Annotated in this window: 14 protein-coding genes; 3 read left to right on the top strand and 11 right to left on the bottom strand. The window is 60.5% G+C overall.

Going from position 1 to position 14,503, the window contains the following annotated elements:
- Positions 1-86: 86 nt before the first annotated feature.
- The 8 genes from ABTV22_RS15305 to ABTV22_RS15270 all read right to left on the bottom strand — a co-directional run bounded on the left by ABTV22_RS15305 (position 87) and on the right by ABTV22_RS15270 (position 9,744).
- Positions 87-1,052 (bottom strand): sugar kinase, encoded by a 966-nt coding sequence (locus ABTV22_RS15305; protein ID WP_433735356.1) that lies wholly within the window; start codon positions 1,050-1,052, stop codon positions 87-89.
- Complete coding sequence (locus ABTV22_RS15300) at positions 1,045-1,812, bottom strand: sugar phosphate isomerase/epimerase family protein (protein WP_433735355.1); 768 nt, start codon at positions 1,810-1,812, stop codon at positions 1,045-1,047. The genes ABTV22_RS15305 and ABTV22_RS15300 overlap by 8 nt, the downstream gene beginning before the upstream one ends.
- Positions 1,813-1,955: 143 nt before the next feature.
- The gene (locus ABTV22_RS15295) at positions 1,956-2,981 is read right to left on the bottom strand and encodes a LacI family DNA-binding transcriptional regulator (RefSeq protein ID WP_433735354.1); all 1,026 of its coding nucleotides are present in this window, start codon (positions 2,979-2,981) and stop codon (positions 1,956-1,958) included.
- A gap of 132 nt (positions 2,982-3,113) precedes the next feature.
- On the bottom strand, positions 3,114-3,722 hold the full coding sequence (locus ABTV22_RS15290; protein ID WP_433735353.1) for a LysE family translocator: 609 nt from the start codon (positions 3,720-3,722) through the stop codon (positions 3,114-3,116).
- A gap of 53 nt (positions 3,723-3,775) precedes the next feature.
- Positions 3,776-4,615 (bottom strand): AraC family ligand binding domain-containing protein, encoded by an 840-nt coding sequence (locus ABTV22_RS15285; RefSeq protein ID WP_433735352.1) that lies wholly within the window; start codon positions 4,613-4,615, stop codon positions 3,776-3,778.
- Between the two features lie 76 nt (positions 4,616-4,691).
- A complete protein-coding gene (locus ABTV22_RS15280) occupies positions 4,692-5,333 on the bottom strand; it encodes a DUF1345 domain-containing protein (protein WP_433735351.1) in 642 nt (213 codons plus the stop codon).
- A gap of 149 nt (positions 5,334-5,482) precedes the next feature.
- Positions 5,483-8,572 carry a multidrug efflux RND transporter permease subunit gene (locus ABTV22_RS15275; protein ID WP_433735350.1) on the bottom strand — a complete coding sequence of 1,030 codons (3,090 nt, stop codon included), beginning with the start codon at positions 8,570-8,572 and terminating at the stop codon, positions 5,483-5,485.
- A gap of 14 nt (positions 8,573-8,586) precedes the next feature.
- Positions 8,587-9,744 carry an efflux RND transporter periplasmic adaptor subunit gene (locus ABTV22_RS15270; protein ID WP_433735349.1) on the bottom strand — a complete coding sequence of 386 codons (1,158 nt, stop codon included), beginning with the start codon at positions 9,742-9,744 and terminating at the stop codon, positions 8,587-8,589.
- Between the two features lie 293 nt (positions 9,745-10,037).
- On the opposite strand from ABTV22_RS15270, the gene ABTV22_RS15265 reads away from it, so the two are divergent.
- The 3 genes from ABTV22_RS15265 (at position 10,038) to ABTV22_RS15255 (ending at position 12,418) form a co-directional block, all read left to right on the top strand.
- Positions 10,038-10,739: a response regulator gene (locus tag ABTV22_RS15265; protein ID WP_433735348.1), complete on the top strand. Its 702-nt coding sequence runs from the start codon at positions 10,038-10,040 to the stop codon at positions 10,737-10,739.
- A 4-nt stretch (positions 10,740-10,743) separates the two neighbouring features.
- On the top strand, positions 10,744-12,042 hold the full coding sequence (locus tag ABTV22_RS15260) for an ATP-binding protein (RefSeq protein ID WP_433735347.1): 1,299 nt from the start codon (positions 10,744-10,746) through the stop codon (positions 12,040-12,042).
- A gap of 109 nt (positions 12,043-12,151) precedes the next feature.
- Entirely contained in the window at positions 12,152-12,418 is a 267-nt protein-coding gene (locus tag ABTV22_RS15255; RefSeq protein ID WP_433735346.1) for a hypothetical protein, read from the top strand.
- Positions 12,419-12,531: 113 nt separating this feature from the next.
- On the opposite strand, the gene ABTV22_RS15250 is transcribed toward ABTV22_RS15255, so the two are convergent.
- The 3 genes from ABTV22_RS15250 to ABTV22_RS15240 form a co-directional block, all read right to left on the bottom strand.
- Positions 12,532-13,293 (bottom strand): anti-sigma factor family protein, encoded by a 762-nt coding sequence (locus ABTV22_RS15250; RefSeq protein ID WP_433735345.1) that lies wholly within the window; start codon positions 13,291-13,293, stop codon positions 12,532-12,534.
- Positions 13,290-13,775 (bottom strand): RNA polymerase sigma factor, encoded by a 486-nt coding sequence (locus ABTV22_RS15245; protein ID WP_433735344.1) that lies wholly within the window; start codon positions 13,773-13,775, stop codon positions 13,290-13,292. The genes ABTV22_RS15250 and ABTV22_RS15245 overlap by 4 nt, the downstream gene beginning before the upstream one ends.
- A gap of 66 nt (positions 13,776-13,841) precedes the next feature.
- Positions 13,842-14,375 carry a tetratricopeptide repeat protein gene (locus tag ABTV22_RS15240; RefSeq protein ID WP_433735343.1) on the bottom strand — a complete coding sequence of 178 codons (534 nt, stop codon included), beginning with the start codon at positions 14,373-14,375 and terminating at the stop codon, positions 13,842-13,844.
- Positions 14,376-14,503: the final 128 nt, after the last annotated feature.

The raw sequence follows: 14,503 nt of genomic DNA, 5'->3' as shown, positions 1-14,503 counted from the left end.
CTCCTGAGCTTGTTGTTTTTGTCGCAGCAGGTAACGGTTTAGATTTGCGGTGTTAGTGCCGGCCTCATCGCGGGCAAGCCTCGCTCCTACAGAGGAATGCATTGCTCGCGAATAACCTCATATTCGACGGACATCTCGGATCGGGTCGGCAATCCCTCCATATCCCCCCGACTCTGTACTGCCCGGCTGCCAATCCAGTTGGCCCGCTTCACGGCGTCGGCCATGCTCTGGTTTTCCAGCAGCGCGCTGATCAGGCCCACGGCAAACCCATCACCGGCGCCCACCGTGTCCACCACGGTTTCCACGGGCACGCCTGCCACAAAACCTTGATCCAGCTGCGTGCGGTAGTAAGCACCGTGTGGACCGAGTTTGATCGCTACCGCTTCGACACCCTTGTCGAGGTAGAACGCGGCGATGTCGGCCGGGTCTTCGAAACCGGTCAGCAAACGACCTTCGCTCAACCCCGGCAGCACCCAGTGGGCGAGGGCGGCGAGGCGGTTGATCTCGCTGATCATCTGTTGCGGGCTGGACCACAGGCTCGGGCGCAGGTTGGGGTCGAACGACACGCTGCGCCCGGTATTGCGCATGCGGGTCATCAGCTCGAAGGACATTTCCCGCGCAGTGGCGGACAACGCAGGAGGAATGCCGGTGGCGTGCAAATGCCGAGCATTGAGCAGTTCGGGAACGATCGATTGCGGCGACAGATGACTGGCTGCCGACCCGCGCCGGAAATACTCGACCCTTGGATCGTCGCCATCGTCCGTACGAGACTTGAGTTGAAAACCGGTCGGGTGCGCGGCGTCGATGGCCACGTTGCTGCAATCCAGACCTTCCATTTTTAGCGTATCGACCACGAAGCGTCCCAGCGAGTCATCGCCGACCCGACTCAGCCACGCCACCTTGAAACCCAGGCGCGACAGGCCAATGGCAACGTTACTGTCCGCCCCGGCAATACGCTTGTGGAAGTGGTCGACATTGGCCAGATCACCGTTTTGATCGGCCACGAACATCGCCATGGTTTCGCCGAACGAGAGGATATCGATTTCAGACATGGGCGCTCTCCAGGCGCGCCAGGACGGCGACATGCTCGGTAGTGAGCTGCACCAGATCATCGCCTTGCAGCGGATACTCCGCCGCACGCATCACGTCTGGGGTCATGTGTGCCAGCAGTTGTTCCCACTGGTGCAGGTCACTGGTGGCGGGGGGAATGGCAATCAATTTGCCGTCGGCACGACGCGTGACCGCTTTGCAATGAACGTAGCCGACATAGCGACCCAGTAAGCGCGCGGCACTGGTGGCAGATTGATCCTGCCAGTGCCAGTTGCCGATATCGAAGGTCATCTTGATTGGAAGCTGCTGTTGTTCGACTTCAGTGAAGAAACGCTGGAAGGGTTCTATGCGACCGCCGTGCAAGGTCTGGTCGTTTTCCACCAGCAGTTGTACCGGGCTTGCGCTCAGCAGTCTGGCCAGCGCTTGCAGGTCATTGTTGTCGGTGAAATAGCCCAGGGAAACTTTCAGCCATTGGGCGCCAAAGCTTTGGGCACGCTGTAGGGCGCTCATCAACTCGGGGTTGGGTTTGGACTGGCCGGCCAGCCACAGCTCCATGGGTGAGGAGTACACGCTTTGCAGCCCATTGGCCTGGGCCGCGTTGGCCAGTTGCTCAGGTGCTTCACCGCTGAGCAATTCTTCGCGCCATTCGATGTGCGTGGCGCCAGCGGCGGCCAGTACATCGATGAAGCTGCCCTGGCCGCGTTGGCGTACAAGGTCGGCGCCGTAGCTGGAAAGGCTGATGGAAACGGCGGGTTTGTTCATTGTTTTTATACCTCTGAAACCGGTTTCATTTTTGTTCAAAAAAAATTGCAGTGATCATTCTGACCTCTTCGCGGGCAAGCCTCGCTCCTACGAGTCGTGTGTTGATTCAACTATAGGAGCGAGGCTTGCCCGCGAAGGCGGCCTCAATTTGAAACGCGTGTTGTCGAACCCCGCACAACCAACCGCGCCGAAAAATCCAGGGTCCTCACCGGCCCGTCATCCCCGCGCAAACGCTTGAGCAGACACTCAAAGGCTCGAGCGCCAATCTCTTCGGTCGGCTGGGCGAGGGCGGTGATGCCGCTGCCCACCAGCGGATACCAATCCAGGTCATCGAGGGCGATCAGGCCTACGTCTTCGAACAAGTTGCAGTTGAGTTCACGTAGCGCATGGGTGCTGGCCAGTGCCGCAATGCCGTTGGCGCAGAACAGTGCTTTGGGGCCGTCGCCGGGAGCGTCCAGGAAGGCTTTGAGGTGTGTGGTCAGTTCGCTGCCGGTTTCGCTGATCGTCCCGCTGAGCATCGGTCGCTGTGCGATCTGCTCATTGAAACGGCTTACCCGTTCGATCCGCGAGCTGGTGCCATCGAACGGCTCGGTCACCATCAGCACATCGCGATAGCCACGTTCTTCAAGATGATCGAGGGCCATGTCGACGGCCTGCGGGTTATCCAGCCCGACTATGTCGCTTTCAAGGTGCTCGACCTTGCGATCCACCAGCACCAGCGGCATTTCCCGGTGCAGTTCATGCAGCTCGTCACGGTGATGGCCCAGGGTGTTCACGATCAGGCCTTCGATGTTGTACGAGCGCAGCAGGGCCAGGTGCTGGCGTTCTTGCTCGTCGTCGCGGTCGGTGTTGCACACCACCAGGCTGTAACCGTGCTGACGGCAGGCGGTTTCCACCCCGTGCATCACGGCAATCGAATAGGGGTTACGGATATCGGCTACCAGCATGCCGATCAGGCGAGTACGCCCGCGTTTCAGGCCGCGAGCCATCTGGTTGGGGCGATAGCCGAGTTCGGCAATCGCCTGCTCGATGCGTTGGGCAATGGCATCGGATAGCAATGCGCGGTCTTCGCCGATGAACCGCGAGACGCTGGCCTTGGACACCTTGGCGTGTTCGGCCACATCGAGCATGGTCACGCGGCTGCGCTGGGCGGCGGAGAAATCGTTCACGGGCTGAAACCTTGTTATTGGATTTATAAGGTTTGTGCGTTGCACTGAAACCGGTTTCAGAAGACACCAGAAGCGGATTCGCCGTCAAGCCTCTAGTTAAAAATTGTCAGACAATGGCCGACGAGTGGGGTCTCACGCCAATACGCTCAACCACGCCGAGCCCAGCAGCAAAAGGGCCATGCAGCGGTTGAAGCGTTGCATGGCGTGAGGCGAGCGCAACCACCGGCTCGAACCCGCGCCGAGCAACGCCCAAACGCTCATGCATGGCAGGGAAATCAGAAAAAACGCCAGGGACAGGTACATTACATGCAGCAGCCGATCTTCACCCACGCCAGCGAAGACGCTGACCACCGCCAGTGCCATCATCCAGGTCTTCGGGTTAATCCATTGCAGGCCTGCGGCGCCTAACACGCCGAGGCGGGTATCGGTGTTCTGCGCCGTGATGGCAACGGCCGGGGCACGGAAAATCTGCCAGGCCAGATAGCTGAGCCACGTCACACCCGCCCATTGCATGATCGTTTGCAACAAGGGCCAATGCGTCAGCGAGGACCCGGCGCCAGTCCCCACCAGCAGCACCAGGCCTGCGGCGCTGGCACAAGCACCAAAAATGACCGGCACGGCGGCAACCAGACCGAATCGGGCGCTGTTGCTCAGCACCAGAATGTTGGTTGGGCCGGGCGTGATCGCCGCTACGAAGGCAAACAGCAGGAAGGGGAGAAACGTCGGGAAAGAGGAGAACATCGCAGGCAAACTCCGTTGAAGATCAGTGAATTCGATCTTCACAATTGACGGGGTTACCTGTCTGGAAGATTTGAGCAGCGCTTGCGATACAGCGCCGGTGTCATGCCGTAAGCGCGCACGAACCAACGGCCCAGATGACTCTGGTCGGCAAAGCCCAATGCCATCGCCACGCTCGCCGGTTGATCACCTCGGGCGAGCATTCGCCGGGCCGTGGCCAGGCGCAACTGCACCAGATAGGCATGGGGCGCCATGCCGTACGCAGCCTTGAAGGCGCGGGTCAGGCGGAAGCGGTCCACGCCCGTTGCGGCGGCGAGCTGGTCGAGCCCCATGTCCTCGTGTGCGTGGGCATGCAAATACTCCCGCGCCTTTTGCGCCACTAACGGCAGGCGCGGGTCCTCGCCATCACGGGTGCGCCAGTGCAGATGGCGGGTCAAGGATTCCAGCAAACCATCGAGCGCAGTCTGACGAACAATCTTCAACTCGCCGCGATGCAGGGTTTCAAACGCAAGGCTGGTGGCGCGAACAAGACGCGCATCAGTGGCCATCGTGTTGGCGAAACTCAACTCGCTGTTGTCCGGGACCTTGTCGAACACCGCGCCGAGTTCGCGAGTCAACCACTGCGGATCGATATACAACATGCGGTAGGTGAAGCCGTCTGCGGTCGGCGCCTCACCGTCATGAATATCCCCCGGCTCCAGCAAAAACACCTTGCCCGGCGTGCTCTGGTGTTTGGCCCTGCGGCAGTTGAACTGCTGCACCCCTTGCTCGGTGACGCCCACCAAATAGCTGTCATGCCAGTGCGGGTCATAGGCGTGACCCTGGAAATGCGCGCGCAAGGTTTCGATGCCAGTGTCGGCGTCATGGGACAGGTCGATCCAGTTGTGAGTATTCATGTGACGCCTGCGGGACGGATTGCCGATCTATTTAATACCGGCATAGATCGCGATGACTAGAACGTTTGTGCACGGATCAGTTGAACAGTCCGGCGGCGATGTTGATCGAAAATCCGAGGATCGCTGTGTTAAACAGAAAGCCGATCAACGACTGCGCCAGGACAATCTTACGCAACTCCCGTGTCGCAACGCCGACGTCTGAGGTCTGCACTGCCACGCCAATCGTGAACGAGAAATACAGAAAGTCCCAGTAGTTGGGCGTGGTCAAACCTTCGGCAAAGCGTAGCGCCGGGTCCTTGCCAGCCCAGGTGTAGAACAGCCGCGCGTAGTGCACGCTGAAGATCACCCCGATCAGCAGCCATGAACCGATCACTGTCAGTGCGGTGAAACCGTAATGCAACAACTTGCGAGTGGTTTCCAGGTCTTTGCTACCAGCCAGTTCGAAGGTGATGGTCGCCAGGCTCGCGATTGCCGCGATGCACACCACCAACAGCACCAATCCCGCATTTTCATCTTCGATCTCGGCGATGCGCTTCACATCCGACGCCTTGGAACGCACTGCGAGCCAAAGCATCAACACCAGATAGGTCCAGACCCCGACGTTCCAGCCGATGAGGATTTTGCTGATGACCGAACCGCCTGGAATCAGGATGCCGGCCGCAATGCCCAGCGTCGTGGCGACAGACAGGCGAGGGTGGGTGTGGGTGAGGTAGGGCATGTGGACTCACGTTGGCAGGACATCGCTGCACCATAGCTCACACAAACCAGCTTTTGTAGGAGCTGCCGCAGGCTGCGATCTTTTGATCTTGTTTTTAAAAACCAAAGTCAAAAGATCGCAGCCTGCGGCAGCTCCTACAGGGGGGGGTGTTAATTGCGCTTGCGCACCCGCTTCATGACCACCACAAAAAACACCGGCACAAATATCACCGCCAAGGTCGCGGTGATCATCCCGCCAATCACGCCGGTGCCGATGGCTTGCTGGCTCGCCGAACTGGCGCCGGTGGCGATGGCCAGCGGCACCACGCCGAGGATGAATGCCAGGGAGGTCATGACGATGGGCCGCAAGCGCAGGCGCGCGGCTTGCAGGGTGGCGTCGATCAGGTCGTGGCCTTCGTCATACAGGCTTTTGGCGAATTCGATGATCAGGATTGCGTTCTTCGCCGACAGGCCGATGATGGTGATCAAGCCGACCTTGAAGAACACGTCGTTGGGCATCCCGCGCAACGTCACCGCCAGTACGGCACCGAGTACGCCAAGAGGCACCACCAGTAATACCGAGGTTGGAATCGACCAGCTCTCATACAAGGCCGCCAGGCACAGGAACACGATCAGCAATGACAGCCCTAGCAGGATGGGCGCCTGGCTGCCGGACAAGCGTTCCTGCAACGACAACCCGGTCCACTCCTGACCTAAACCCGCCGGGCCTTGCGCCACCAGCCGTTCGATTTCCGCCATGGCCTCACCCGTGCTGAACCCTGGCTTTGGCTCACCGGAAATACTGATTGCCGGATAGCCGTTGTAGCGGGTCAATTGCGCCGGGCCCTGGGTCCATTTGGCCTGGACGAACGCCGACAGCGGCACCATGTTCCCGGCGTTGTTGCGCACATGAATCTTCAACAGGTCTTCAACCTGACTGCGCTGGTCGCCTTCAGCCTGCACCACCACCCGTTGCATCCGCCCCTGATTGGGGAAGTCGTTGATATAGGTCGAACCGACCGCCGTAGACAGCACACTGCCGATATCGGCAAAGGACACGCCCAGCGCATTCGCCTGTTTGCGGTCGACGATCAACTGCACCTGCGGTGCTTCGGCCAGGGCGCTTTCGCGCACGTTCATCAGGATCGGGCTTTTCTCGGCGGCCTCCAGCAACTCGGTACGCGCCTGCATCAAGGTGGCATGGCCGAGACCGCCACGGTCCTGCAAGCGGAACTCGAATCCGCTGGAGGTGCCGAGGCCGTCCACTGGCGGCGGCAACACGGCAAAGGCCATGGCGTCCTTGATCTGACTGAGGGCGATGTTGGCGCGGTCGGCAATCGAACTGGCCGTATCGTCGCTGCCGCGCTTGGACCAGTCTTTCAACGTGGTAAACGCCAACGCCGCGTTCTGGCCACTGCCGGAGAAGCTGAAGCCGAGAATCACCGTGCTGTCGCCCACGCCGGGTTCGGTAGCGTTGTGTGCTTCGATCTGTTCGACCACCTGCACCGTACGGTTTTTGCTCGCCCCCGGTGGCAGTTGAATGTCAGTGATGGTGTAGCCCTGATCCTCCACCGGCAGGAACGAGGAGGGCAGACGACTGAAGCACAGCCCCAGACCCACCAGCAATACGACGTAGATCAGCAGGTAACGCCCGCTGCGTTTCAACGCGTAGGCAACCCAGCCTTGATAGCGCGTGGTCAGTTGCTCAAAGCGGCGATTGAACCAGCCAAAGAATCCGGTCCTCTCGTGATGCTCGCCCTTGGCAATGGGCTTGAGCAGCGTTGCGCACAGCGCAGGGGTCAAGGTCAGGGCGAGAAACGCCGAGAACAAGATCGAGGTGGCCATCGACAACGAAAATTGCCGGTAGATCACCCCGACCGAGCCTTGCATGAAAGCCATCGGAATGAACACCGCCACCAGCACCAGGGTGATGCCGATGATCGCGCCGGTGATCTGCTGCATCGCCTTGCGTGTCGCTTCCTTGGGCGATAAGCCTTCGGTGGCCATGATCCGCTCGACGTTCTCCACCACCACGATGGCGTCATCCACCAGGATGCCAATAGCCAACACCATGCCGAACATGGTCAGCACGTTGATCGAATACCCTAGGGCCAACATGGTCGCGAACGTGCCCATCAGCGCCACCGGCACCACCAGCGTCGGGATCAGCGTGTAGCGGATGTTTTGCAGGAACAAAAACATCACCGCGAACACCAGCACCATCGCTTCGAGCAAGGTGTAGACCACCTTGGTGATCGAGACTTTGACGAAAGGTGAGGTGTCGTAAGGGATCTTGTACTCAACGTTGGCCGGGAAGTAGCGCGACAGCTCATCCATCTTCGCCCGCACCAGCGTCGCAGTGCTCAGGGCATTGGCGCCGGGGGAGAGTTGCACGCCGACGGCGGTGGAGGGTTTGCCGTTCAGGCGCGTGCCGAACTGATATTCCTGACTGCCGATTTCGACCCGCGCCACGTCACCGATACGCACGGTCGACCCATCGGGGTTGGCCTTGAGCACGATGTCGGCGAATTCTTCAGGGGTCGACAACTGACCTTTGACCAGAATGGTCGCGGTGATTTCCTGGGTGGTGCGACTCGGTAAGTCACCGATGCTGCCGGCGGACACCTGGGCGTTCTGCGCGACGATGGCGGCGTTGACATCGGCCGGTGTCAGGTTGAAACCGATCAGCTTGCGCGGGTCGATCCAGATCCGCATCGCCCGTTCCGAACCATACAGCTGCGCCTTGCCAACACCGTCCAGACGCTTGATCTCGTTCATCACGTTACGCGCCAGGTAATCGCTGAGCGCAACATCATCGAGCTTGCCGTCCGTGGACGTCAGCGTGATCAGCAGCAGGAAACCTGCTGAGACTTTCTCCACTTGCAAGCCCTGCTGATTGACGGCTTGCGGCAGGCGCGACTCCACGACTTTCAGACGGTTCTGCACATCCACCTGGGCCATTTCCGGGTCGGTGCCGGGCTGGAAAGTCGCCTTGATCGTCGCGCTGCCGAGGCTGCTCTGCGATTCGAAATACAGCAGGTGGTCAGCGCCGTTGAGTTCTTCCTCGATCAGACTGACCACGCTCTCGTCCACGGTTTGCGCCGACGCGCCGGGGTATACGGCATAGATTTCGATTTGCGGCGGAGCAACGTCGGGGTATTGCGCCACCGGCAACTGCGGGATGGCCAGCGCACCGGCCAGCAGGATGAAGAGCGCGACCACCCAGGCGAACACTGGGCGGTCGATAAAGAACTGCGGCATAAACAAGCGTCCTGCTACTGACCAGAAACCTGGGCAAGGGGAAGGGGGGAGTCGTCGATCTGCACTTTGTCGCCGGGCTTGGCGTGTTGCAGGCCTTCGATGACGATGCGGTCGCGGGGCTTGAGGCCGCCGGTGACGATCCAGCGGTCGTTCTGCACCGGGCCCAGCTCCACCGGTTGCAGGCCAACCCGCTGTTCATCGTCGAGCAGCAGCACGTGCGCGATGCCGGCGCTGTCACGCTGGATCGCCCGTTGCGGCACGCTGATGCCTTGCTGGTTCACTGCTTGCTCCAGACGCACCCGCACGAAACTGCCGGGCAGCAGGTCGAGGTCGGGGTTGGGGAATTCGCTGCGCAGGATGATCTGGCCGGTGCCAGGGTCGACCGTGATGTCGCTGAACAGCAGCTTGCCCGGCAGCGGATAGAGGCTGCCGTCATCCTGAATCAGCGTGGCTTTGGCCTGCCCCTGTCCCACGGCTTGCAACTGGCCGGAGCGCAAGGCGCGGCGCAGGTCGTTGAGTTCGCGGGTCGATTGGGTCAGGTCGGCATGGATCGGGTTCAGCTGTTGAATCAGCGCCAGTGGCGTGGTTTCGTTCTGTCCGACCAAGGCGCCTTCAGTGACCAGCGCGCGGCCGATGCGACCGGAAATCGGCGCGGTGACGGTGGCGTAACCGAGGTTCAGTTTCGCCCGTTCCACAGCGGCTTTGCTGGCGGCGACGTCGGCGGCGGTCTGTCGTGTGTTGGCCCGGGCGTTGTCGTAGTCCTGGCCGCTGATGGCCTTGTCGTCGATCAACTGGGCGTAGCGTTGTTCTTGCAGTTTTGCCTGGAAGGCATTGGCTTGGGCCTTGCGCAACACGGCTTCGGCGCTGTCGAGGTCGGCCTTGAAGGGGGCCGGGTCGATGCGGAACAGCACATCGCCTTTTTTCACGTCGCTGCCTTCGTGGAAGGTGCGTTCCAGAATCACACCGGCGACACGGGCACGGACTTCGGCGATGCGCGGCGCGGCGATGCGTCCGCTTAGTTCGCTGCTGATCGACAGCGGGCGAGCCTGGATGGTTTCGATGCGAACGGTGGCCAGTGGCGCCTGTTCTTCGGCGTTCGAAGATTTGTCGCACGCGCTCAGCGTCAGCGCCAAGGCTACAAGGCTGAGCCCGGCAAGCAGATTCTTTGACATGAATGACCCCAATAATGACCCCCCGCATCCTACTGGGCGGCGGGGAGGGTAGCGGTGAAGCTTTGTTGGGGGTGTGTGAAATTGTGTAAGGGTTTTACTCAGGTGCGGGTGAGGGCGTATATCCTTTGCAGCTTGATTCCTTTTGCGCTTGAGAGGCTGCCTTCGCGGGCAAGCCTCGCTCCTACGGAATTGTTGTCGATCATCGATTTTGTGCACGACACAATCCCCGTAGGAGCGAGGCTTGCCCGCGAACAGGCCGGCCCGAGCGCCATAGCACTTTCTGGAAACACCCCATGCCCAACATCCTCCTGGTCGAAGACGACGCCGCCCTCGCCGAACTGATCGCCAGCTACCTGGAACGCAACGGTTACTCCGTCAGCGTGATCAGCCGTGGCGATCAAGTGCGTGAGCGCGCCCGGGTCACGCCGCCGGACCTGGTGATTCTCGACCTGATGCTGCCCGGCCTCGACGGCCTGCAAGTTTGCCGCCTGCTGCGCGCCGATTCCGCAACGCTGCCAATCCTGATGCTCACCGCCCGCGACGACAGTCACGATCAGGTGCTGGGCCTGGAAATGGGCGCCGACGACTACGTCACCAAGCCCTGCGAACCACGGGTATTGCTGGCCCGGGTGCGCACCTTGCTGCGGCGCAGCAGCCTCAGCGAACCGCAGACCGCCAACGACCGCATTCTGATGGGCAACCTGTGCATCGACCTGTCCGAGCGCACCGTGACCTGGCGCGAACAACCCGTGGAACTGTCCAGCGGCGAATACAACCTGCTGGTGGTGCTGGCCCGGCACGCGGGCGAAGTGCTGAGTCGCGACCAGATTTTGCAACGCCTGCGCGGCATCGAGTTCAACGGTACCGACCGCTCGGTGGACGTGGCGATCTCCAAGCTGCGGCGCAAGTTCGACGACCATGCCGGCGAGGCACGCAAGATCAAGACGGTGTGGGGCAAGGGGTATTTGTTCAGCCGTTCCGAGTGGGAATGCTGAGCCGATGTTCAGAATCCTCTTTCGCCTGTACCTGGTGACTATCGTTTCGTTCAGCGCCGCCATTTATCTGGTGCCGGATCTGGTGATCAAGGTCTTCCACGAGCGGTTCTTGACCTACAACCTCGATTATTCCCGTGGCCTGCAAACCCTCATGGTGAAGCAGTTCAAGGCGGTGCCAACCGAGGAGTGGCCAGCTTTGGCGGCGGAAATGGACCGGGAGTTTCATCCGCTGCATATCGTGCTCAGCGCCAAGGACGATCCTGAATTTTCTGTCGATGAGCAGGCGCGCTTGCAGCGTGGCGAAAACGTCGTACGCATTGGCGATTGGGGCTGGCGCACCTTGGCAGTCACGCCGCTCAACGAAAAAACCGTGGTGCAAATGGTCGTGCCACCGGACCCGATGGACGTCAGCCTGTTGTACTGGAGCATCAACGTACTGATCGGTGCGACCATGCTCGCCTGCCTGTTGCTCTGGTTGCGGCCTCACTGGCGGGATCTGGAGCGGCTCAAAGGCACCGCCGAGCGCTTCGGCAAGGGCCATTTGAGCGAACGCACGCAGATCGCCGCCAGTTCCAACATCGGCAGCCTGGCCAACGTCTTCGATACCATGGCCGGCGATATCGAGAATCTGTTGAACCAGCAACGCGATCTGCTCAATGCCGTCTCCCATGAACTGCGCACACCGCTGACCCGCCTGGACTTCGGCTTGGCCCTGGCCCTGTCCGACGATCTGCCCGCGGCCAGTCGCGAACGCCTGCAAGGGCTGGTGGATCATATTCGCGAGCTTGATGAGCTGGTGCTGGAGCTGCTGTCCTACAGTCGCCTGCAAAACCCGGCGCGGGTGCCGGAACAGGTCGAGGTGTCGTTGGATGAGTTCATCGACAGCATTTTGGGCAGCATCGATGACGAGCAATCACCGGACATCGTCATCGACGTGTTGCTGCACGGCCAGCTCGAACGCTTCAGTCTCGACCCGCGCCTGACCGCCCGCGCCCTGCAAAACCTGCTGCGCAATGCCATGCGTTACTGCGAAAAGCGGATCCAGATCGGCGTGCAGGTGTGCGGCAAAGGGTGTGAAATCTGGGTCGACGACGATGGCATCGGCATTCCGGACGACGAACGCGAGCGGATTTTCGAACCGTTCTACCGACTCGATCGCAGTCGCGATCGCGCCACGGGTGGGTTTGGCCTCGGGCTGGCGATCAGTCGACGAGCGTTGGAGGCGCAGGGCGGAACCTTGACCGTGGAAACCTCGCCGTTGGGTGGCGCGCGGTTTCGGTTGTGGTTGCCAACATCGGTATAAAGCCGCGAGACCTGTCAAAGCTGACAGTAGTCACCTTGGCCATTTAGGCGTTTCATTCCCCCCATGCTGGCAGTTTGTCGCGCCTTGCACTGACGAGGAGAGGATGGAGATGGGAGCGCCAATAGCAAGAATGGGAAAAGGGACGATCAACGCGATCAGGATCGTTTGGGTCGATGCCTCGTGGACGAAATTCGCCATGGTTTTGCCGGATGATGGCCTTTCCAGGCTGGCAGTGAAGATTGGCGCTAATCTCACGGCAGGGGGCGAGGATTTTTTCTTCGTGGGCGACGAGGTGAAATACACCCTGGTCCTGGACTCGTCTGGGGAGTTTCCGAGGGCACAGGATCTAGTGAAGGCTGGCAGCAGACGTGTCTAAACAGCGGCTTTCTTTAAATTCCAAAATCCCCTGTAGGAGCTGCCGAAGGCTGCGATCTATTGATCTTGCTTTAAAAGATCGCAGCCTCGTTGCACTCGACAGCTCCTACAAGGTCAGGCGCTCAGCCGGGTACGCAACACCTTGGCCATCTCCGCCAGATCCGCCATCGGATGGCGCCCGATCAACATCCACGCATGCTCCATGTCGGCCCAATAGACAATGTTCATTTCGTGCCGGATCTCCTGGGAAAAATGCCGACTGCCGCTGTTGGAGCGGGTGATGCACAGCGCCAATGGGCCATGGATCGGATCCAGGTAGGTGATCTGGGCGATGGGTATGCCGTCGTACTCGAGGATTTGCGCGCGTTTGAATTCGGCACCGGGCAAAGTCAGTTGCGCGGGCGCAAGGCGCAGGCCCAGGCGTGCATCGATGGTGCGCAGCTGCGTGCGTTGGGCGGCTTCGTCGCTGGGCAGGTGGTCGAGGGTTTGCGGAACATAAAGCACCATGTAGTCCGCCACCAACTGCCGCCAAGTGGTTTTTTCCCGACTCATTTGCCAGCCGAGGAACAAACGATCCGCCAGCACGCCACCCGCCACCAGCCCAGCTGCCGCCGCGAGGAACCAACGGCGATTAAGCGCCGGACGGGCCGGTGAGGGCAGGGTATCGAGCATGGCCTGCAGGCGATCCACCGGTGCCTGGCGCCCCAGTTCGTCGTAGGCGGCCTTGAACGGCAGGCTGCTGCGGTTCAGCCATTGCAGGCGCAAACCGAGCATCGGATCTTCGGCCACGGCCGCATCGATACGCTGACGCTGTTGGGCATCGAGTTGGTCGTCCAGATAAGCCACCAGTTGCTCATCCGGAATGCGCACGTTCATCGACGTTCTCCGCTGGAAGGGTTGGGGACGGACTGTAGCGGCGGGTATTCGGCCAGTTTGCCCCGGGCGGCGGCCAGGCGACTCATCACCGTGCCGATGGGCACTTGCAGCACCTCGGCGACTTCGCGGTAGGACAAGCCTTCGACATAGGCCAGGAACACCGTTTCGCGCTGGGCCTCAGGCAACGCATCGACACGACGGATGACCTGCGCCGCCATGACATGGGTTTGCGCCGCGTATTCGCCATCGAACGACAACACCTCTTCGCCCTCCATCGTGCCTTGCCCGTGCCGCACCCGACGGGCACGTACTTCATTGAGCCAGATCGAATGCAGAATGCTCATCAGCCAGCGGTCCATGCGCGTGCCCGATTCAAACTGTCCAGCCCGCTCCAGCGCGCGCACGCAGGTGGCCTGCACCAAATCCTCGGCGACATGCCTTTGTCTGGACAACAGCAAGCCATAGCGCCACAAGCGCGCCAAGTGCTGGCCTAGCTCTGTGCGTATTGCCTGATCGCTGGCGATAACAGCCTCCGATATTTCAGGGTGTCAGGTTTTCGATGAGTCGTTGATGGCTTCTGCCAGGTCCTGGTATTCCTCGCAGGCGGTGCTACCGCAAATCGATTTGATCTGCTGCAACTGTTCCTGGGCGAGATCCAGCTGTCCCTTGACCACATAAGCTTCGCCGAGGTACTCGCGGACCTTGGCGTACTGCGGGTCGAGCTTGACCGCTTTCAGGTAATAGCCGATGCCTTCATCGGTGCGCCCCAGTTTGCGCGTCGCATAGCCACGATAGTTAAGCGCCTTGGGGGTGTTGGGGTCTTTGAGCGTGTCGAGCAGGGCCAGGGCCTCTTCGTAACGTCCATCCTTGGCCAATTGATAGGCGTAATCGGTACGGTCAGCGTCCGGCAGCAGTTTACTGGTTTGCAGGACACATTTCTGGACCTTCCTGTCGAAGACCTGGCCTTTGGGGCATTGGGGTTTGGCAGGGGTGTCGTCCTCGCCGTGGGCCCAGGCTTGGGTGCCGGCCAACATGACGGTCAGTATCAACGGTGCGGTGAAAATCGAATAGCGGTAGTTCATGAACATGCTCCATGAGTGTTGGTGGCCAGCAATCAATGAACACCGCACTGTGAACAATTATTCATTTTTTTTGCGGCGTTTCACCCAAGGAAAGCTCATTTCGTCGGGTTATGCTCGTTGGCATCCTT

This window comes from Pseudomonas putida, from assembly GCF_050990305.1.
GTDB lineage: Bacteria > Pseudomonadota > Gammaproteobacteria > Pseudomonadales > Pseudomonadaceae > Aquipseudomonas > Aquipseudomonas putida_AH.
This window is presented reverse-complemented; position numbering and strand designations above follow the sequence as displayed.